General features: G+C 67.7%; 17 protein-coding genes. 10 read left to right on the top strand and 7 right to left on the bottom strand.

The features are described 5' to 3' along the window. Window positions 1–11: 11 nt before the first annotated feature. The gene (locus tag ACLIIZ_RS04185) at window positions 12–908 is read right to left on the bottom strand and encodes a patatin-like phospholipase family protein (RefSeq protein WP_416690939.1); all 897 of its coding nucleotides are present in this window, start codon (window positions 906–908) and stop codon (window positions 12–14) included. Between the two features lie 279 nt (window positions 909–1,187). On the opposite strand from ACLIIZ_RS04185, the gene ACLIIZ_RS04180 reads away from it, so the two are divergent. Next, window positions 1,188–2,372: a C39 family peptidase gene (locus ACLIIZ_RS04180; RefSeq protein WP_416690938.1), complete on the top strand. Its 1,185-nt coding sequence runs from the start codon at window positions 1,188–1,190 to the stop codon at window positions 2,370–2,372. Between the two features lie 25 nt (window positions 2,373–2,397). After that, complete coding sequence (locus tag ACLIIZ_RS04175; protein WP_416690937.1) at window positions 2,398–2,856, top strand: hypothetical protein; 459 nt, start codon at window positions 2,398–2,400, stop codon at window positions 2,854–2,856. 33 nt (window positions 2,857–2,889) lie between these two features. On the opposite strand, the gene parE is transcribed toward ACLIIZ_RS04175, so the two are convergent. Then, window positions 2,890–4,839 carry a DNA topoisomerase IV subunit B gene (gene parE / locus ACLIIZ_RS04170; RefSeq protein ID WP_416690936.1) on the bottom strand — a complete coding sequence of 650 codons (1,950 nt, stop codon included), beginning with the start codon at window positions 4,837–4,839 and terminating at the stop codon, window positions 2,890–2,892. A gap of 87 nt (window positions 4,840–4,926) precedes the next feature. After that, on the bottom strand, window positions 4,927–5,766 hold the full coding sequence (locus ACLIIZ_RS04165; RefSeq protein ID WP_416690935.1) for a hypothetical protein: 840 nt from the start codon (window positions 5,764–5,766) through the stop codon (window positions 4,927–4,929). A 276-nt stretch (window positions 5,767–6,042) separates the two neighbouring features. Here ACLIIZ_RS04165 and ACLIIZ_RS04160 point away from each other — a divergent pair, with 276 nt between their 5' ends. Then, complete coding sequence (locus ACLIIZ_RS04160) at window positions 6,043–8,304, top strand: autotransporter domain-containing protein (protein ID WP_416690934.1); 2,262 nt, start codon at window positions 6,043–6,045, stop codon at window positions 8,302–8,304. 12 nt (window positions 8,305–8,316) lie between these two features. Here ACLIIZ_RS04160 and ACLIIZ_RS04155 read toward each other — a convergent pair whose 3' ends face one another. Then, complete coding sequence (locus tag ACLIIZ_RS04155; protein ID WP_416690933.1) at window positions 8,317–8,553, bottom strand: ATP-binding protein; 237 nt, start codon at window positions 8,551–8,553, stop codon at window positions 8,317–8,319. Here ACLIIZ_RS04155 and ACLIIZ_RS04150 point away from each other — a divergent pair. Both ACLIIZ_RS04150 and nfsB read left to right on the top strand, forming a co-directional pair. Beyond that, on the top strand, window positions 8,525–8,929 hold the full coding sequence (locus tag ACLIIZ_RS04150; RefSeq protein ID WP_416690932.1) for a LuxR C-terminal-related transcriptional regulator: 405 nt from the start codon (window positions 8,525–8,527) through the stop codon (window positions 8,927–8,929). The two genes, ACLIIZ_RS04155 and ACLIIZ_RS04150, sit on opposite strands and share 29 nt — an antisense overlap. A gap of 60 nt (window positions 8,930–8,989) precedes the next feature. Then, entirely contained in the window at window positions 8,990–9,643 is a 654-nt protein-coding gene (gene nfsB / locus ACLIIZ_RS04145; protein ID WP_416690931.1) for an oxygen-insensitive NAD(P)H nitroreductase, read from the top strand. Between the two features lie 3 nt (window positions 9,644–9,646). Here nfsB and ACLIIZ_RS04140 read toward each other — a convergent pair whose 3' ends face one another. Continuing rightward, entirely contained in the window at window positions 9,647–10,159 is a 513-nt protein-coding gene (locus ACLIIZ_RS04140; RefSeq protein WP_416690930.1) for a GNAT family N-acetyltransferase, read from the bottom strand. 89 nt (window positions 10,160–10,248) lie between these two features. Between ACLIIZ_RS04140 and ACLIIZ_RS04135 the strand changes: the two genes are divergently transcribed. Then, the gene (locus ACLIIZ_RS04135) at window positions 10,249–11,286 is read left to right on the top strand and encodes a serine endopeptidase (RefSeq protein ID WP_416690929.1); all 1,038 of its coding nucleotides are present in this window, start codon (window positions 10,249–10,251) and stop codon (window positions 11,284–11,286) included. On the opposite strand, the gene chrA is transcribed toward ACLIIZ_RS04135, so the two are convergent. Further along, window positions 11,283–12,464 carry a chromate efflux transporter gene (chrA, locus tag ACLIIZ_RS04130; RefSeq protein ID WP_416690928.1) on the bottom strand — a complete coding sequence of 394 codons (1,182 nt, stop codon included), beginning with the start codon at window positions 12,462–12,464 and terminating at the stop codon, window positions 11,283–11,285. The genes ACLIIZ_RS04135 and chrA overlap by 4 nt on opposite strands. Window positions 12,465–12,580: 116 nt before the next feature. On the opposite strand from chrA, the gene ACLIIZ_RS04125 reads away from it, so the two are divergent. From ACLIIZ_RS04125 to ACLIIZ_RS04115, 3 genes are read left to right on the top strand one after another with little or no spacing between them, the layout of a single operon-like run. Next, window positions 12,581–14,461, top strand: coding sequence for an AsmA family protein (locus ACLIIZ_RS04125; protein ID WP_416690927.1), 1,881 nt, complete (start codon window positions 12,581–12,583; stop codon window positions 14,459–14,461). A 43-nt stretch (window positions 14,462–14,504) separates the two neighbouring features. Then, entirely contained in the window at window positions 14,505–14,933 is a 429-nt protein-coding gene (locus ACLIIZ_RS04120; RefSeq protein WP_121459029.1) for an acyl-CoA thioesterase, read from the top strand. After that, a complete protein-coding gene (locus tag ACLIIZ_RS04115) occupies window positions 14,930–15,814 on the top strand; it encodes a radical SAM protein (protein WP_416690926.1) in 885 nt (294 codons plus the stop codon). Before ACLIIZ_RS04120 ends, ACLIIZ_RS04115 begins: the two co-directional genes overlap by 4 nt. A gap of 1 nt (window position 15,815) precedes the next feature. Here ACLIIZ_RS04115 and ACLIIZ_RS04110 read toward each other — a convergent pair whose 3' ends face one another. Continuing rightward, window positions 15,816–17,024 carry an MFS transporter gene (locus ACLIIZ_RS04110; RefSeq protein ID WP_416690925.1) on the bottom strand — a complete coding sequence of 403 codons (1,209 nt, stop codon included), beginning with the start codon at window positions 17,022–17,024 and terminating at the stop codon, window positions 15,816–15,818. A 90-nt stretch (window positions 17,025–17,114) separates the two neighbouring features. Between ACLIIZ_RS04110 and ACLIIZ_RS04105 the strand changes: the two genes are divergently transcribed. Continuing rightward, a complete protein-coding gene (locus tag ACLIIZ_RS04105; RefSeq protein WP_416690924.1) occupies window positions 17,115–17,924 on the top strand; it encodes an AraC family transcriptional regulator in 810 nt (269 codons plus the stop codon). Window positions 17,925–18,098: the final 174 nt, after the last annotated feature.

Here is an 18,098-nt window from a genome sequence, read left to right as displayed (position 1 = left end):
GGTCGCCCGCTTCAGCGCGCCAGCTTGCGGCGGATCGTCGGCAGGACGGCGAGCGCCGCCTTTTCGCCCTCGATCATCGCCTCGTGGCGGGCGTTGAAATCCCAGGACTTGACGTAGGGCAGGCGCGGGCGGATCACCGCGTCGGCCTCGGCCAGCTCGGTCTTGCCGATGACGCTGCCCATGATCGTCGTCGTCTGCCAGAGGATGGCGCTCATGCTGTCGACCGGCTGGCCCTCGGCAACCGCCGAGATGTCGACGGCGATGACGAAATCGGCGCCCATCTCGCGCGCGGCGCGCACCGGCACCGGGCTGGTCAGCCCGCCGTCGACGTACTGGTGGCCGTTGATCGTCACCGGCTGGAAGACGCCGGGGACGGCCGCCGAGGCGCGCACCGCCATGCCGCTGTCGCCGGTCCGGAAGACGACGCGCTCGCCGCTGTTGAGGTCGGTGGCGACGGTGCCGAAGGGCAGCTTGAGCTTTTCCAGCGGACGCCGCTTCAGGTTCTGGTTGACGAAGGATTGCAGCGCCTCGCCCTTGAGCAGGCCGGGGCCGCGCAGCGTCCAGTCGGCGAACAGCGTCTCGTCGAGCTGGATCGCCAGCTTCTGCATGGCGAAGGCATCGTAGCCGCCGGCGTACATCGCGCCGACGACGGCGCCGGCACTGGTGCCGACGACGAGATCGGGGACGATGCCCTGGGATTCCAGCATCTTGATCACGCCGATATGGGCGAAGCCGCGCGCCGCACCGCCGCCGAGAGCGAGGCCGATCTTCGGCTTGTGGGCGGTCGGCGGGGGCGTCGGCGGCGCCGGCGGTGGTGCCGGCTGGGTGGTGACGCAAGCGGCGAGCAGGAGGGCGCCGGCAAGTAGCAGGGCGTGGCGGAAGGGGAGCTTGGGCGTAGCGGAGTTCATCAACGATGTGTCGTCAGCAAGTGGCGTCGCGCGCCAGGGGGGAGATGGCGCGGGATGATAGTCCGTCACGAAGCCGCGCGCTGTGCCATTCGGTAACGACGCCCTTCCGGCCCCGCCTGGCGGCGCGAAAGTTTTCATTGACTGATGATTCCGTTGTTCTATGTTTAAAACCATGTCATGACATTGCCGGGCGCCATGAGCATGGTCTGCCGCTTCCCGGAAAAGGATACCAGGCGGGGGCAGGCACGGAAAAACCGGAACACAACGGAGGAAACGATCATGTCATTTTCCCTCAGTGCGCAGGATGCGCATGAATTTGCCATCACCGAACTCAACCTGCTCAACGCGGCCCGGGCGCTGCCCGATGTCGATCTGGAAAAGAGCGAACTGATGCCGGGAACGCCGATTTTCGACCTCAACGGCGAAATCCTGTTTTACCGGGTGCCGCTGGAACAGGCGGACGGTCAGCGCGGCTACGTCGATATCGCGGCGCAGAGCCTGTTCGGCGAATCGATCCTGGCGCTGGCGCCGGACGCCGAGTGGAACGCCAACGCCTGGCTGGCACAGGCCAAGTCGGTTTTTGCCCGCCGCGCCCGCGCCGCCCGCATTGCCGATTACGACGAACTGCGTTTCGTTGCCTACAGCTATCCCAAGATCGCCGTTCAGTTCCTGCTCGATGGCAAGGAGGTGGCGCTGCTGGAACTGGCTACCTGGGCGGCGATCCCGACGGCGGAAAAGCGGCGCAAGGGCGGCGAGCCCGGGCAGTTCGAGCGCTGGTCGCTGATCGCCGAACTGCCGGGGAAGAGCAAGGCCGACGCCGGCAAACGCTTCGAACTGCGGGCCGCCGGCTTGCGCAAGGCGCTGGGTCAGCGGGTGGGTGCAGGCGATCTCTTCATCTCGCGCGATTTCCTGCCGGCGACGATCGCCATCAGCCGCCTGCACGACAGCCAGCAGTTGCGCTATTCCAACCGTGCCGGCGATCATGCGCCGTGCTTCGAGTTGCGCGGCCAGGAAACCAGCGTCTGGTGCGTCGGCGCCAGCGTGCAGATGCTGCTCGATTTCTATCGCTACAACTACGAGCAGACGCGACTCGCCGAGGAACTCGGCCTGGGCACGCTGGCCGATCCCAACGGCCTGCCTTACGGCGACGAGAACAAGGTACCCCAGACTCTGGAAAAGCTGACCTCGTCGGCGCTGAGCGCGGCGATGGTGGCAACGCCGACCTTTTCGCTGCACGTCAATGAAATCCGTGCCAACCGGCCGCTGATCAGCTTCATTCCGGGCCATTCGCGCGCCGTCGCCGGCTACACCCGCAGTCTCTTCGCGCTGGCCGGCAGTCCCGGGTTTTCCGGCCTGCTGGTATATGATCCCTGGCCGCCCAATGCCGGCGTGATCACGCGCTGGGAGAACTTCAACACGCAGACCTATCGCTATGCCTTCACCGCGCACGTCAATACCGTCTGAAATCACGGCGGTTGACATCAAGGCAGTGACGAAGCGCTTCGCGGCCCTCCATGCCGCGGGCGCTTTCGTCCTGCCCGGCTGTCCGGAAGTGCCACCCGGCGACTTGCTGCCGGTACTCGATGCGCAGGGCGGCTTGCACGCCTGGCTGGCGCCCTTCGTCGACGCCGGACACCTGCCGGCCTACGCCCTGCTGACGCCGCAACTGGTCCTGCAGCGATTCTCGCTGTTCGCTGGCGGTCGGCTCGATGCCGCGCCGGCTGCCGCAGACTGGCTCGACCCGGCGAGCATCGCCGCCCGGGCTGAAGCTGCGGCGGGTAGGGGTGCTCGGGCGGAAATGCCAGTGCTTTCCTTCGATGGCGTCCCTGATCGTCTGGCCTGGCGGGTGGCGTTAGTCTTCCCGGATGGCCAGCGGCAGACCTGGTTCGTCGCGGGCAGCGCGGCGTGGCCGGCGTCCGACGCCGGTGAGATTGAATATCGGGGGTAGTTGAAAGGAGGGCAAGGCTGGCGTTGCCCTGCCTCAGACGTCGGTTTCCACCAGCCCGCCGTCCTTCTCCATCCACTGCCGGCGGCCCGACGCTTCGCCCTTGCCCATCAGCAGCGTGAAGGTCTGGTGCATGCGGCGGATCGTCTCGCGCTCGGCCTGGAACGGCACCAGGCGGCGGGTGTCCGGGCAGAGCGTGGTTTCCCAGAGCTGGTCCGGGTTCATCTCGCCCAGGCCCTTGAAGCGCGAGACGGTGATCTTGTTTTCATTGACGCCTTCGTCGCGCAGCTTGCGCAGGGTCTGTTCCTTCTCCGCCTCGTCGAGGCAATAGATCTTGCGCGTGTGGCCCTTGGCCTCGACATCGACGCGGAACAGCGGCGGCTGGGCGACGTGGATGTGGCCCTTCTCGACCAGCGCCGGGAAGTGCTTGAGGAAGAGGGTGAACAGCAGCACCTGGATGTGCGAGCCGTCGACGTCGGCGTCGGACATGACGATGATGCGGCCGTAGCGCAGGCCGGAAACATCGACCGTGTCGAGTTGGTCGAGGCCGTGCGGGTCGACGCCGATGGCGACGGAAATGTCATGCACTTCGTTGTTCTTGAACAACTGGTCGCGGTCGACTTCCCAGGTGTTGAGTACCTTGCCGCGCAAGGGCAGGACGGCTTGCGTTTCCTTGTCGCGGCCCTGCTTGGCCGAGCCGCCGGCGGAATCGCCCTCGACCAGGAAGATTTCGTTGCGCGAAATGTCGTCGGATTCGCAGTCGGTCAGCTTGCCGGGCAGGGTGGCGATGCCGGAGGATTTCTTCTTCTCGACCTTCTGCGTCGACTTCATGCGGTTCTGCGCCGCCTTGACGGCAAGTTCGGCGATCTTTTTGCCATGGTCGGCGTGGCTGTTCAGCCACAGTTCGAAGGGATCGCGCACCATCTGCGAAACCAGCTTGTAGGCGTCGCGCGACGTCAGCTTTTCCTTGGTCTGACCCTGGAATTGCGGGTCGAGGACCTTGGCCGAGAGGAGGAAGGTCATCCGCCCGCAAACGTCTTCCTGCGCCAGCTTGACCTTGGCCGGCAGGATCGCGTGGTGCTCGGCGAAGGCCTTGACCGCGTCGAAGACGCCGGCCTTCAGCCCGGCCTCGTGGGTGCCGCCGTCGAGCGTCGGGATCAGGTTGACGTAGGATTCCGGCTTGCCACCGCCTTCCTCGAACCAGGCCAGCGCCCAGGTCGCGCCTTCGCCGACGGCGAAACCGTTTTCCACCTCGACGTATTTCTCGCCGACGAAGATCGGCGCCACCGGCGTGCCGGCCATCATCTCGGCCAGGTAGTCGGCCATGCCGTTGCGGTAGCACCAGGTCTTGGTTTCCTGGCCGTCGACCGCCAGCTCGACGCTGACATTGGGCATCAGCACCGCCTTCGAGCGCAGCAGGTGTTCGAGCTGGCCGAGGTTGATCCTGGGCGAATCGAAATACTTCGGGTCGGGCGCGATGCGTACCGTCGTGCCGGTGGTGCGCGGGCCGACCTCGCCGATCTTCGCCAGCGGTTCGACGACGAAGCCGTCGGCAAAGACGATCTTGTGCACGCCGCCGCCGCGCTTGATCTCGACTTCCAGGCGGGTCGACAGCGCGTTGGTCACCGAGACGCCGACGCCGTGCAGGCCACCGGAGAAACGGTAGGCGTTGCCGGCTTCCTTCTTGTTGAACTTGCCGCCGGCGTGCAGCTTGCAGAACACCAGCTCGACCGCCGGCCGGCCTTCTTCCGGGTGAATCTCGACCGGGATGCCGCGCCCGTTGTCGGAAACTTCGATTACCCCGTCGGCGCCGACGCGCACCGCGATCTTCTTGGCGTAGCCGGCCAGCGCCTCGTCAGCCGAGTTGTCGATGACTTCCTGGACGATGTGCGTCGGGCAGGTCGTCCGGGTGTACATGCCGGGGCGTTCCTTGACGGGTTCGAGATCCTTGAGAACGCGGATCGAGGCGGCGGAGTAATCGGTCATCGGGCGGTTTCAGTCAGGCGCGGCGGAAACCGCGGGATGTTCAAAACCGCCCGATTCTAACGTCAGGCGTCGGGCGTCGCCAGTTGCTCAGGCGATTTCCAGTTCGCCGATGTAGAGTTCGGCAGCGTCGCCGAGCTTGTCTTCCACGGCGTCGCGCAGGCGGGCGTAGTGCTTGGCGTTGAAGGTCATCTTCTGGGCGGCGGTCCACAATTCGACGCTGCGTTCGCCCCAGGAGAAGAACAGGAAGCGGCGGCGCTGGTCGTCGGAGGTGAAGTGGAAGGCGCCGAGCGCCATCGAGATGACGCCGTCTTCCGACTTCTGCACGGCGCCGATCTGGAAATTGCCGCTCGTCTCGGCGGTGGTGTGGAAGTCGAACAGGCGGATCGCGCCGTCTTCTTCGGCCAGCGCCTTGAGCGCTTCGAGCGACTGGTTGAGCACGGCAAGCTGGTTCTGCGTGGCGATGGCGGCGATCACGGCGAGCGCGGCCTGGTCCATGCGCAGTTCGCCCTCGGCCTGCTCGTACTTGCTGAAGGCGAACTGCTCGCTGGTCCAGCCGAGTTTTTCCAGGGTTTCGATGTACTTGCCGTACCAGGCTTCGGTCTGCTTGAAGCGGTCGAACAGGGCGCTGGCGCTGCGCGAGGCGAGCTGGACGGAATACAGTGCGTCCTCGCGTTCCTGCGGGCTGACGCCGACGACGAAGGAGAGCAGGGCGTTGGCGTCGACGGCCGGGGGCGGCTTGCGCGGCGGCTTCGGCTGGCGGCGTTCCATCAGGTTCATGCCGAATTCGAGGAGCGAGGCCTGGTCGCTGGCCTCGTCCAGGGGCGCGGTGCTTGCTCGCGACTCAAATCCGGCTTCTTCCGCTGGCGACAGCGGCAGCAATTCGGTGGCGAGGGCGAGTTCCTGAACGTAGTTTTCTGCTGCCGACACTTTTGATCTCCGGTTATGCAAAACGATGGTTTGAAGTATGCCGTAGTGCTAGTGGTTTGTCGTGCGACGGGCTTTTACAGGAATGTGAAGATACCCCGGGGGCGGAAGGGCAATCCCGCATTTTGCTGATCTCGGCGCCAGCTCGGCCAGTCTGGCTTGGCGCTTGCCGGCGCCAGAAAATGCCGCCTCCCCCCGCGTTTGCGGGGTAGTGACCAAGGGGGCTTCTGAAGATACTTGCCAGGGTTTACAACAATTTACATATTTCAGGGGTTGGCAATGACATTTACGCCGAAACGTCTGGTCGCCGCGTTGTTCTCCTGCGGTCTGGTCAGTTTGCTGCACGCGCCGGCCATGGCCGGTATCGACGGGCTGGATTACAACCTGCCGACCAACGTCGGCGCCGCAGTGATGGGGCTGTCCGGTGACGGCAATGTCGCGGTCGGCACGGTGCGTCTCGACGCCTTCAATTACCGCGCCTACAAATTCTCGCCGGGTGGCAACACGCAGCTGGACGGTCCGGCCGGTTACGAGCAGGTGGTCGCCCAGGCGGCGTCCACCGACGGCTCGGTCGTCGCCGGCTGGGCCTTGCCCAGCTACAGCAGCCCCAGCGCGCGGGCGCTGGTCTGGAACGGCGCCACCATGACCCAGTTGCCGGACCTGGCGAGCGGGCCGGGCACCATCGCCAGCCAGGCCTGGGCGATTGCCGGCGACGGCCGCAAGGTGGCCGGTTTCAGTTATGCCAGCGGCGGCGGCTACCACGCCGTGCGCTGGCTCGACGGCGCTGCCGGCTGGTCGGTCCAGGATCTCAACGGCGGCGCCTTCACCAGCAGTTTCGGCCGCAGCATCGATGCCAGCGGCGATACGGTCGTCGGCTACGGCAGCACGATGGTTCTCGGCTATCAGGGCAGCAACCTCGTCCATATCAGCGGTCAGGTCGAAGAGGCCTTCGTCTGGACACCGGGCGGTGGCATGCAGGGGCTGGGCGTGCTCGCTTCCGACAACGATCCGGTGGTCGGCACGATGACCCCGAGCAGCCGCGCCTACGCGGTGTCGGCCGACGGCAGCACGGTGGTCGGCATTTCGCGCGGCGTCGGCGTCAACGATATCCCTGAGGCTTTCCGGTGGACCGCTGCGGGCGGCATGCTCGGCCTCGGCACCCTGAATGGCGGTACCTACAGCATCGCCAACGGCGTCAATGCCGACGGCAGCGTCGTCGTCGGCAGCGCCGACCAGCCGACCCCGCTGATTCCCAGCATCCGCGGCGCTTACGCCTTCCGCTGGACGGCCGCCGGCGGACTGCAGACGGTCAGCGACTGGCTCACCGCCAACGGCGTCGCCGTCGGCAGCAATACCTTCAGCGATGCGGTGGCGGTCGATGCCAGCGGCAATGCCGTCATCGGCAAGGGGCAGATCGATGGGCGGACCCAAAGCTATCTGGCCAGGGTCAGCGGCGGCAATACCGGCGGCGGCAACACAGGAGGCGGCAACACGGGTGGAGGTAACACGGGTGGCGGAAACACGGGTGGCGGAAACACGGGCGGCGGAAACACGGGCGGCGGAAATACCGGCGGCGGAAATACCGGCGGCGGCAGCGGCGTCATCGGCCTGACCGATTTCAACCGTTCGCTGGCGCTGTGGCAGCAGGCGCTGAATGCGATCTCGCAGCGCTTCGGCCTCAACCTGTGGGGCGCGCACCACCGGACGCTGATCGATTCCGGCGTCAGCGGCGAGCGCGGCATCGGTTTCTGGGCGACCGGCGACTACGCCCACGAACGGGACGGCGACGGCCGTCAGGTGCTCGGCGAGTTCGGCGTCTATCACGACCTGACGCCAAACCTGCGCTGGGGCGTCGGCGTCGGCCGCAACGACTACCGGCAGGATCAGGCCTTTGGCGGACGTAGCAAGGCCGACGGCAGTTATCTGGTGCTCGAGGCCGATTACGCGCCCGGAACCCGGCGTGACTGGGTGTACAGCGTGACCGGTCTCTATGGCCGGATGGACACCAGCTTGCGCCGCGGTTACCTGAATGCCGGCGTCGCCGATGCGTCGACCGGTACGCCGGACGCGACGAGCTGGGCGCTGCGCCTGCGGGTCGATCGCTACGATGCCTGGCGGACCGGCGAGGTTTCCTGGAGCCCCTTCGTCGCCTACACGCACGTCAGCAGCAAGCTCGACAGCTATACCGAAACCGGCGGCGGTTTCCCGGTTGCCTACGGCAGCCAGCAGCGGCGCAGCGACGAGTTGCGCGGCGGCCTGGTCGGTCGCCTGGCGCTGGGTGCCAACACCGACCTGCGGGCGAGCGGCGAACTGGTCGTTGCGCGCAACCGCAGCGGCGGTAGCAGTGGTCTGTTGCTGGGTGCCGGCGGCTTTGCCTTCAACACCGGCAGTTCGCACGATACCGAGACCTGGGGCCGGCTCGGTCTGGAGATCGACCACCGCCTGACGCGCAGCGCTGCGCTGGCGACTTCGGTCAATGTCGCGTCGGACGGCAACGACCCGCAATGGTCGGGCAGCGTCGGGGTGCGCGTGGCTTTCTAAACGCGCCGGGAATCAAGCGACGGGGGCGGTGAGCGGGACGCGCAGGGCGATCCGGCAACCGCCCCCGTCGCCGTTGACCTGCACCACTTCGCCGCCCAGTCGCTGGGCGCGCACCTGCATGTTGCGCAGACCGCGGCCGCGCGGCAGGGCGTCTTCGGCCAGGCCGCGGCCGTCGTCGGCGATGCTCAGGTGCAGGGCATCCTCGCTGGCTTCGAGACGGATGGCGACGCTGTGCGTCGTCGCCAGCATCTACGACGACGATGGCCACGTCTTCCCGGCCCTGCGCGCCGGCGCCCGCGGCTATCTGCTGAAGGACCAGCCGGTGTCGGCCATCGTCGTCGCGCTGCGCGGTATCGCCGCCGGCGAGCCGCCGCTGTCGCCGGCCATCGCCCGCCGCATGCTGGCCTTCTTCAACCGCCCGGTGACGCCGCCGGTGGCCCTGACCGCGCGCGAAACCGAAGTCCTGCGGCTGATTGCCAAGGGCATCACGCAGGCCGAGACGGCGCGCCTGCTGGCGATTTCGCAGCATACGGTGGCCGGTTACGTGAAGGACCTCTACCGCAAGCTCAACGTTTCGTCGCGCGCCGAAGCGGCGGTGCTGGCGCGCGACATGGGCCTGATCTGAAGCGGCGAACTTCCTGCTAAGCTCGCTGACCAAGTCCCGTCCCCCATTGGAGAACCCTTCATGAACGTTGCCGAAATCGCCACCACCCGCCGTACCTGCAAGGCCTTCGATCCGACCCGCAAGGTCGATCCCGCCGCCATCGAACAGTTGAAGACCTTGCTGCGCTTTGCCCCGTCGTCGGTCAATTCGCAGCCCTGGCACTTCATCGTCGCCAGCACCGCCGAAGGCAAGGAGAAGATTGCCGCGACGCTGGCCGGCCGCTTCGAGTACAACGCGCCCAAGGTGCGCAACGCGTCGCACGTGGTCGTCCACTGTGTCCGCCGCGATCTCGACGACGCCCACCTGCAGGCGCTGGCCGACCAGGAAGATGCCGACGGCCGCTTTGCCACCGCCGAGGCGAAGGCGACCCAGCACAACGCGCGCAGCTTCTACACCAACCTGCACCGCGACCAGTTGAACGATCTGCCGCGGTGGACCGAAAAGCAGATCTACATCGCGCTCGGAGCGCTGCTTTTCGGCGCCGCCGCGCTCGGCATCGACGCCTGCCCGATGGAAGGCATCGACGCGGCGGCGATCGACGCCGCGCTCGACCTGGAGGCGCAGGGGCTGCGCTGCGTCGTGTTGACCGCGCTCGGTTACAGCAGTGGCGACGATTTCAACGCCCGGCTGCCGAAGTCGCGCCTGCCGGCGGCGGCGGTGATCAGCGAGATCTGAGGCTCAGTCGAGCGGGCGCGTCATGTAGCGCGCCGGACCGGGATAGCTGGCGAGCGCCGCCTGCGCGGCCGGCGCCAGCGTCGCCGGTTCGCTGAAGCCCTGGCGCAGCCAGAAGGTATAGGCGTCCTGCACACAGACCAGCGCGGCGTGCCGCCAGCCGTGGCGGCGGGCGGCGGCCAGCGCGCACGCGACCAGGCGCGCGCCGAGACCGCGGCCGGCGGCGCTCGGCGCCACCGCGAGGTCGTGCAGGTAGAGGCAGTCAGCGTTGGCGGCGGGCGCAAAGTCGCCGCCCAGCGGCGTCACCTTGCCGAGACGCGACGGGTAGGTGGCGAGATAGGCGCCGACTGCGCCGGCTTGTTCGCCGACCCAGACGAAACCGGCGGCGGCGGCCAGACGGCCGGCCCAGGTGGTGGCGTCCTCGTTCATCGACGGCAGGTAGCACTGGTGCTGCACGGCGAGGATGGCGGAAAGATCGGCGGCCTGCGCGGGGCGCAGGCGGAAGGCGGTGGGTCTCATGACTGGCGCGATTGTAGGCGGCGGCCGGGCGAAGTCAATTCCCGGTCATGCGCGTATCATCGACCCGTCACCACCTGCGGAGAAAGAAGATGAGCAAGGCATTGCGCTGGTCGGAACGCTGGTTCCGCTTCGGATTGTGGCTGGTCGCCCTGGCTTTCGGCAGTTTCCTGATCGGGCTTGGCGGCAACATCGTCGAGAACCTGCCGCGCGTCGAAGCGACGCTGAGCCTTGAGAATTTTCTCGACCCGGTCGCCGCCGGCAAACTGCGCGCCGAGATCGACGCCGCCCAGCTCGCGCGCCAGGCGGCGCAGGACGCGCTCGACCAGGCCGAACTGAAACACAACGTCGCCCGCGCCGACGCCGCCAGCGCCCGCGACACCTTCGCCAACTGGCTGGCCACCCGGCGCGCCACCGAGCGCCCCGAGCAGGACCGCGAACTGATCGTCCGCACCGCCGCGCTTGACGCCTTGAAGGCCCTCGAGCGCAAGGCGCTGGCCGCGGTGCAGGCGCAGCAGCAAACGCTGCTCGACCAGCAACAGGCGGAAGCGCGCGCCCAGTCGGCACTGGGCGAACTGCGCGCGGCCGCCGCCGAACGCTACCACGACGAAATGCGCAGTCAGGAACTGCGCGTCTTCGGCTATCGCCTGGCACTGACTCTGCCACTGCTCGGCGTCGCCGGCTGGCTCTTCGCCAAGCAGCGCAAGAGCACCTGGTGGCCGTTCGTCTGGGGCTTCATCTACTTCGCGCTGTTTGCCTTCTTCGTCGAATTGGTGCCCTACATCCCGAGCTACGGCGGCTGGATCCGCTACAGCGTCGGCATCGTCCTCACCGTGCTGGTCGGCCGCTACGCGATCCTGGCGCTGAACCGCTACCTCGAGCGCCAGAAGCTGGCCGAGGCGCTGCCCGACGTCGAACGGCGCAAGGAACTGTCCTACGACGTCGCCCTGGCACGGCTGGGCAAGAAGGTCTGCCCGGGCTGCGAGCGCAGCGTTGATCTGGCCAACACGGCGATCGACTACTGTCCGCATTGCGGCATCTGCCTGTTCGACCACTGCACTGCCTGCAACGAACGCAAGAGTGCCTTCGCCCGCTTCTGCCACGCCTGCGGCGCGGCAGCGAAAAGCTAGAGGAGCAGCGCCCCGGCCAGCGCGCAGCCGGCGACGACGCGCCACGGCGGCTGTTTTCCCCAGGTCAGCGCGGCCAGCGCGACGGCGGCCAGCGCCAGTTCGCCGGGGCCGTGGATGGCGCCGGTCCATACCGGGTCGTAAAGCGCGGCGAGCAGGATGCCGACCACCGCCGAGTTGATCCCGGCCAGCGCCGCCCGGGCGCGGGCGTTGGCGCGCAGCGCGTCCCAGAAGGGCAGGGCGCCGGCAACCAGCAGGAAGGCCGGGGCGAAGATCGCCGCCAGCGCCAGCAGGCCGCCGGCCCAGCCGTTCGGCGTGGCACCGCCGGCGGCGCCAAGGAAAGCGGCGAAGGTGAACAGCGGGCCGGGTACCGCCTGGGCAACGCCGTAGCCGGCCAGGAAGGTTTCATTGTCGACCCGGCCAAGGTCGATCATGGCCGTCTGCAGCAAGGGCAGGACGACGTGGCCGCCGCCGAAGACCAGCGCGCCGACGCGATAGAAGGCATCGACCATGGCCAGCGCCGGCGTGGCGAGCGTCGCGGCGAGCCAGGGCAGGCCGAGCAGGCCGGCGGCGAAGAGCGCCAGCCAGAAGCTTGCGTCGCGTCGGCCGATGCCGTCGGCGAGCCGTTCCGGGCCGGCGGCCGGGACGGCGGCACCGAGCGCCAGCCCGCCCAGCGCGCCGCCAGCGATCACCGCCAGTTGTCCGGCGATACCCGGCCAGGCCAGCAGCAGTGCGGCGCCAAGCAGGGCAAGCAGGCGCCGCGGCCAGTCCGGGCAGAGGCTGCGGCCCATGCCCCAGACCGCCTGGGCGACGACCGCCACGGCGACGATCTTGAGTCCGGTGAGCAGTCCGTGGGGCAGGCTTTGGCCGAATTCGGCCAGACCGAGTGCGAAAAGAATCATCAGGATCGCCGACGGCAGCGTGAAGCCGCACCAGGCGGCAAGCGCTCCGCGATAGCCGGCGCGCTGCAGGCCGAGCGCCAGTCCGACCTGGCTGCTCGCCGGGCCGGGCAGGAACTGGCACAGGGCGACCAGGTCGGCGTAGGCGGCATCGCTCAGCCAGCGGCGACGGTGTACGAATTCGTCGCGGAAGTAGGCGAGATGGGCGACCGGCCCGCCGAAGGCGGTCAGGCCGAGGTGCAGGAAGGCGACGAAGATTTCTCGGACGGTGCTGAGCGGCATGGTGAAAGTTTAACGCTGTCACATGACTGCACGGCTGCAGTCTTACACTTGCGAACAGTCATCGATGCCGGCTTTTGCTAGGCTGTCGCCTGTCGGATTTTCGGAGTGCTCTGAACATGTCAGTCCTGCGCAAACTTGCCCTGGCGCTTGCCGCGCTGATCGCCCTGCTCGGGCTCGCCGCCGGCGTCGCCTACGCGCTGTTCGATGCGGCGGCGATCAAGCGTCACCTGGTCGAACAGGTGGCGGTCAAGACCGGTCGTACCTTGGTGATTGGCGGCGATGTCAGCCTCTCGCTGTGGCCGGAAGTGGCGGTCAGCGCCGGCCAGGTCAGCCTGTCCGAAGCCGACGGCAAGACCGAGTTTGCGGCGCTCGAATCGTTGCGCGTTGCCGTCGCGGTGATGCCCTTGCTGGCCGGCAAGGTCGAAGCACGCGAGATCGGCATCGACGGCCTGGCGCTGACCCTGGTCAAGCGTCGCGACGGCAAGCTCAACATCGACGACCTGACGGCCGGCGAGGCCGCGGCAAAGCCCGCCAACCAGGAAGAAAAGGCGCCGGCCGCTGGCAGCCAGCCGCTGCAGCTCGACATCGCCGGCCTGGCCTTGCGCGACGCCCGCTTCACCTGGCGCGACGAAATGGCCGGCAAGACGACCAAGCTGTCGGCGCTCGATTTCTCCACCGGCCGCGTCCAGGCCGACGGCGCCGCCGGCAGCCTCGCCATCGACCAACTCAAGCTGGCGCTGCGCGGCAGTAGCGGCGACGATCGCTTCGAAGCGAGCATCGAACTGCCCGCCATCAAGTTTGCCGAGCAGCGCCTGGCGACGCCGTTTTCCGGCAAGCTCGCGCTGAGCAGCCCGGCCATGCCGATGGGCAGCGTCAAGCTGCCGCTGTCCGGCAAGCTGGCGCTCGATCTCGGCAAATCCACCGCCGACCTCACGCTCGACACCCAGCTCGACGCCTCGAACATCGCGCTGAAACTGGCGGTCGAACGCCTGTCGCCGCTCTTCTTCGATTTCGACCTGAACATCGACCAGTTGAACGTCGATCACTACCTGCCGCCGGCCAAGCCGGGCGCGGCGGGCGGCGATGCTGGCGCAGGCGGCAAGGCGGAGAAGCCGGCGGCGAAGATCGACCTGAGCGCGCTCGAAGCGCTCAACTTCCGCGGCAAGCTGGCCATCGGCCAGTTGCAGGCGAAGGGCCTGAAACTCTCGGCGCTGGCGGCGCGCCTGGCCGCCGCCGACGGCCGGCTGGACGTGACGTCGATGCAGGCGAAGCTCTACGGCGGCAGCCTCGACGGCGCGCTCGGGGTCAATGCCCGGGGCAATGTGTTTACCGTCCGCCAGAACCTCTCCGGCATCGACATCCGCCCGCTGCTCGCCGACCTGATCCACAAGGAGCCGCTGGAAGGTCGCGGCACGGTGACGCTCAACGTCAATACCCGTGGCGCCACGGTCGATGCGCTGAAGCGCGGGCTGGCCGGGCAGGCCTCGCTGGCACTGAAGGATGGCGCCATCCGCGGCGTCAACCTGGCCAAGCAGTTGCGCGACGCGAAGGCGGTGCTGCGCGGCGGCAAGGGCGCGGCGAGCGCGCCGAACGCTGCCGAGAAGACCGATTTCTCGGAACTGGTCGCCAGCTTCCGGATCGCCAACGGCGTCGCCCACAACGACGACCTGGCGATGAAATCGCCCTTCCTGCGCCTGGCCGGTGCCGGCGACATCGATATCGGCAACAGCCAGATCGACTACCTGGCGAAAGTCAGCGTCGTCGAAACCTCGAAGGGGCAGGAAGGCAAGGAACGCGACGAATTGCGCGGGATCACCGTGCCGGTCCGCCTGCGCGGGCCCTTCGACAATCTTTCCTATTCGCTGGAGGCCGGTGAACTGCTCAAGGACGCGGCGAAAGCCAAACTCGACGAGAAGAAGGACGAACTGAAGGAAAAGGCCGGCAAGAAGCTGGAAGAAAAACTTGGCGACAAACTCAAGGGCCTGTTCGGCAAATGAGCCGCCGGCCTAGAATGCCGCCTTTATCCGCCGGACTGACACCATGCCCCGCATCAAGATCGCCCTGCCCGAGAAGTTCGTTTTCAGCACCGAAATCCCGATCTACATCCAGCACATCAACTACGGCCACCACCTCGACAACGCCGCGCTGCTGATGCTGGTCGCCGAGGCGCGGGTGCGCTTCTTCAAGCATTTCGGCTGGAGCGAACTCGACGTCGGCGGGCCCGGCATCGTCGTTGCCGACGTCGCCGCCCAGTACCGTTCCGAAGCCTTCCACGGCGAGACGCTGGTGATCGCCTTCGCCGCCGCCGATTTCCACGATTACGGCTGCGACCTGGTCTGGCAACTGAACGACCAGGCGAGCGGCCGCGAAGTGGCGCGCGGCAAGCACGGCATCGTCTTCTTCGACTACGCGACGCGCAGCAAGGTCAAGGTGCCGGCGGTGTTCGCCGAAAGGATGGCCGGCGCATGATCCCGATCCGCTACGTCGAGCCGGTGTTCCGGCCGCCGTCGGAAGCCGAATCGCTGATCCTGCCGGTGACCGACGGCTGTTCGTGGAACCAATGCACCTTCTGCGAGATGTACACCGCGCCGCAGAAGAAATTCCGCGCTCGCGACGAGGCTGAGGTGCTGGACAGCATCCGCGCCACCGGCGAACGTTACGGCAGCGACATCCGCCGCGTCTTCCTGGCCGACGGCGATGCGCTGGTCCTGCCGACGCGCCGCCTGCTCACCGTGCTCGAGGCGATCCGTGCCCACCTGCCGGCGGTGCGGCGGATTTCCAGCTACTGCCTGCCGCGTAACCTGAAGAAGAAAAGTCAGCAGGAGATCGACGAACTCGCCGCCGCCGGGTTGAGCATGGTCTATGTCGGCGCCGAATCGGGCGACGACACGGTGCTCGCCGCGGTCAGCAAGGGCGAAACCTTCGACTCCACCGTCGACGCGCTGAACAAGCTCGGCGCCGCCGGTATCAGCCGGTCGGTGATGATCCTCAACGGTCTCGGCGGGCGCGAACTGTCGCGTCAGCACGCCGAAAACTCGGCGTGCCTGGCCAACGCCACCCAGCCCGAATATCTGGCGACGCTGGTGGTCAGTTTTCCCAAGGGCGAACAGCGCCTGCGCGCCGGTTTTCCCGGCTGGGAACCGCTGACCCAGCCGGAGTTGTTCGCCGAGATGGAGATCTTACTGAGCGGCCTGGAACTCAAGCGCACGGTCTTTCGTTCCGACCACGCGTCGAACTGGCTGGTCCTCAAGGGCACGCTCGGTGCCGACAAGGAACGCCTGCTTGCCCAGGTGCGCCAGGCCATCGCTGGCGAAGCGCCGCTGCGCCCGGCCTGGGCGCGCGGCCTGTAGCTCAGCCGGCCTTGCCGACGCGCAGCGCGGTGAAGATGGCGAGCGCCTGGAAGATGGCGATGCCGAACAACACGCCGCTGAAATTGCCGCTGTCCATCAGCCGCCCGAAAATCAGCGGCGCCGTCGCCAGCCCGAGGTCGAGCCCGGAATAGACGAAGCCGTAGATGCGCCCGAACGCCGCCTGGCCGAAGCGCGCCGTCGCCGCACGGCGCACCAGCAGGTCGCGCGACGGACCGGCGACGCCGGTGCAGAAACCGATCGCCCCCATCAACGGCAGGATGCTCCAGGCCGGCGGCAGGCCGCTGGCAAGAAGCAGCGCGAGCAACGCGGCGACGCCGAGGGCGCCGGCGATCAGCCCGTCGTGCGCGTTCTTCTGCGCCAGGAAACCGCCGAGCACGATGCCGGCGGCGCCGCCGAGCAGATAGGTGGACAGCGCCGTCGCCGCGCTACCCAGGCTGAAGGCGTACAGCGCCTGCAGGATCGGCGTGGCGAAGTTCTGGATGGCGCCGAAGGCGGCGGTGATCAGGAAGAAGAACAGGAAGCACAGCCAGACTGCCGGCACGCGCAGGAAGGCGAGCGGCGGCACGGCTTCGCCGCTCTGCTTGGCGGCGTGTTCGGCGAGCGGGTCGGCAATCGCCAGGCGGCGCCAGCTCAGGATGCCGAGGGCGATGATGGCGACGACGCTGGCCCCGAGCGCCGCCTCGCGCCAGCCAGCGACGGCGGCGATGCCGGTCATGAACACCGGCGCCGCCGCCCAGCCGAGGTTGCCGGACAGCCCATGCACCGAGAAGGCATGGCCGAGGCGCGGCTGCGAAACGCGCCGGTTGAGCACCGTGAAATCGGCCGGATGGAAGACGCTGTTGCCCAGCCCGGCGAGCGCCGCGGCGGCGATCAGCCAGGGCAGACCGCTGGCGAAGTGCAGAGTGACGCCGGCCAGCACGAAGCAGCAGATGCCGGCGAAGAGCACGCGGAAGGCGCCGAAACGGTCGACGAAGAAGCCGGCGGCAGCCTGGCCGATCCCGGAAATCACGAAGAAGACCGTCATCGTCACGCCGACGGCAGTGAAGTTGAGGCCGAAATCGGCCATCAGCCACGGGAACAGCGGCGGCAGTAGGAGGTGGAAGAAATGCGAAACGCCATGGACGAAGCCGATCAGCGCGATCGTCTCGATGTCGCCGGCGGCGGGGCGGGGCAGGGTGGTGGTCGTCATGTCGGGGTCGGGGTGGGGCTTTTGTTATGCGACGAGTTTAACCAGCCGGCCTATTGACGCGAACGCGATAGTCCGACAAAAATTATCGCAATGCTGACAACCCTGCCTTTCGATCCCTGCCCGCGTCGCGCGCCGACCGCCGCCGAGCCGCTCACCGTCAACCTGCGCCGCCTGCCGGCCGACGTCCATGTGCCGGCGCACAGCCACGACTGGGCGCAACTCGCCTTCCCGCTGCGCGGCGCGCTGCGCATCGCTGCCGCCGGCATGGCCTGGCTGGTGCCGGCTTTCCGCGCGGTGTGGATTCCGCCGCACATCGAGCACGAAGTGGTGATGCTCGGCCAGGTCGAGCTGCGCACCGTCTACATCGCCACCGAAGCCGCGCCGCTGCCGCTCGACGCCTGCTCGGTGGTCGAGGTCTCGGACCTGATGCGGGCGCTGATCGAAGCCCTGAGCGCGCTTGGCGAAAGCGAAACGGCGCGCCGCCAGCAGATGATCCAGCTCCTGCTCAGCGAAATCGGCATCGCCCCGCCGCTTTCGCTCGGCCTGCCGCTACCGCGCGACCGCCGGCTGCAGGCGCTGTGCGGCGCGCTCTTCGACGACCCCGCCGACAACCGCCCACTCGCCGACTGGGCGGCCCGCGTCGGCGCCAGCGAACGCACGCTGGCGCGCCTCTTCGCCGACGAACTGAAGATGAGCTTCGGCGCCTGGCGCCAGCAACTGCGCCTGGCCCGCGCCCTCGACCTGATCGGCCGCGGCCGCCCGAGCGGCGAAGTCGCCGCCGAACTCGGCTACGCCAGCCCAGCGGCGTTCTCGGCGATGTTCAAACGCGCCTTCGGCGTGCCGCCGGGGCGCTTCATGCAGCAGCGGGGCGGAGCAGCGCATGCCGGGGCGAACGGGTAGGGGAAGGGCGCTTGTGGATGGCCTTGAGCCTTGCGAATACGTGCTGGCTGCCTGTCCGGCATGGAAGTCGGCGGTGCGGTGTTATAACATTGCATTTTTCCGCCCCCGATCCCGCCGCTGCTTGTCGCCAGCGAGCCGCCTTCCGGAACCCAGTCCGATGAAAAACTCCACGCC

The organism is Azonexus caeni, from assembly GCF_048146105.1.
In the GTDB taxonomy this organism is placed as follows: Bacteria; Pseudomonadota; Gammaproteobacteria; order Burkholderiales; family Rhodocyclaceae; genus Azonexus; species Azonexus aromaticus_B.
Note: the sequence above shows the minus strand (reverse complement) of the source record. Positions and strands in the feature narration are given on the sequence as shown.

Excerpts from the sequence above, each read along its gene's own strand:
- ACLIIZ_RS04120 (WP_121459029.1), top strand. The coding sequence starts at position 14,505 with ATGCCCCGCATCAAGATCGCCCTGCCCGAGAAGTTCGTTTTCAGCACC.
- ACLIIZ_RS04150 (WP_416690932.1), top strand. The coding sequence starts at position 8,525 with ATGGCGACGCTGTGCGTCGTCGCCAGCATCTACGACGACGATGGCCAC.
- parE (WP_416690936.1), bottom strand. The coding sequence starts at position 4,839 with ATGACCGATTACTCCGCCGCCTCGATCCGCGTTCTCAAGGATCTCGAA.
- chrA (WP_416690928.1), bottom strand. The coding sequence starts at position 12,464 with ATGCCGCTCAGCACCGTCCGAGAAATCTTCGTCGCCTTCCTGCACCTC.
- ACLIIZ_RS04110 (WP_416690925.1), bottom strand. The coding sequence starts at position 17,024 with ATGACGACCACCACCCTGCCCCGCCCCGCCGCCGGCGACATCGAGACG.
- ACLIIZ_RS04160 (WP_416690934.1), top strand. The coding sequence starts at position 6,043 with ATGACATTTACGCCGAAACGTCTGGTCGCCGCGTTGTTCTCCTGCGGT.
- ACLIIZ_RS04105 (WP_416690924.1), top strand. The coding sequence starts at position 17,115 with ATGCTGACAACCCTGCCTTTCGATCCCTGCCCGCGTCGCGCGCCGACC.
- ACLIIZ_RS04115 (WP_416690926.1), top strand. The coding sequence starts at position 14,930 with ATGATCCCGATCCGCTACGTCGAGCCGGTGTTCCGGCCGCCGTCGGAA.
- ACLIIZ_RS04155 (WP_416690933.1), bottom strand. The coding sequence starts at position 8,553 with ATGCTGGCGACGACGCACAGCGTCGCCATCCGTCTCGAAGCCAGCGAG.
- nfsB (WP_416690931.1), top strand. The coding sequence starts at position 8,990 with ATGAACGTTGCCGAAATCGCCACCACCCGCCGTACCTGCAAGGCCTTC.
- ACLIIZ_RS04185 (WP_416690939.1), bottom strand. The coding sequence starts at position 908 with ATGAACTCCGCTACGCCCAAGCTCCCCTTCCGCCACGCCCTGCTACTT.
- ACLIIZ_RS04125 (WP_416690927.1), top strand. The coding sequence starts at position 12,581 with ATGTCAGTCCTGCGCAAACTTGCCCTGGCGCTTGCCGCGCTGATCGCC.
- ACLIIZ_RS04180 (WP_416690938.1), top strand. The coding sequence starts at position 1,188 with ATGTCATTTTCCCTCAGTGCGCAGGATGCGCATGAATTTGCCATCACC.
- ACLIIZ_RS04135 (WP_416690929.1), top strand. The coding sequence starts at position 10,249 with ATGAGCAAGGCATTGCGCTGGTCGGAACGCTGGTTCCGCTTCGGATTG.
- ACLIIZ_RS04140 (WP_416690930.1), bottom strand. The coding sequence starts at position 10,159 with ATGAGACCCACCGCCTTCCGCCTGCGCCCCGCGCAGGCCGCCGATCTT.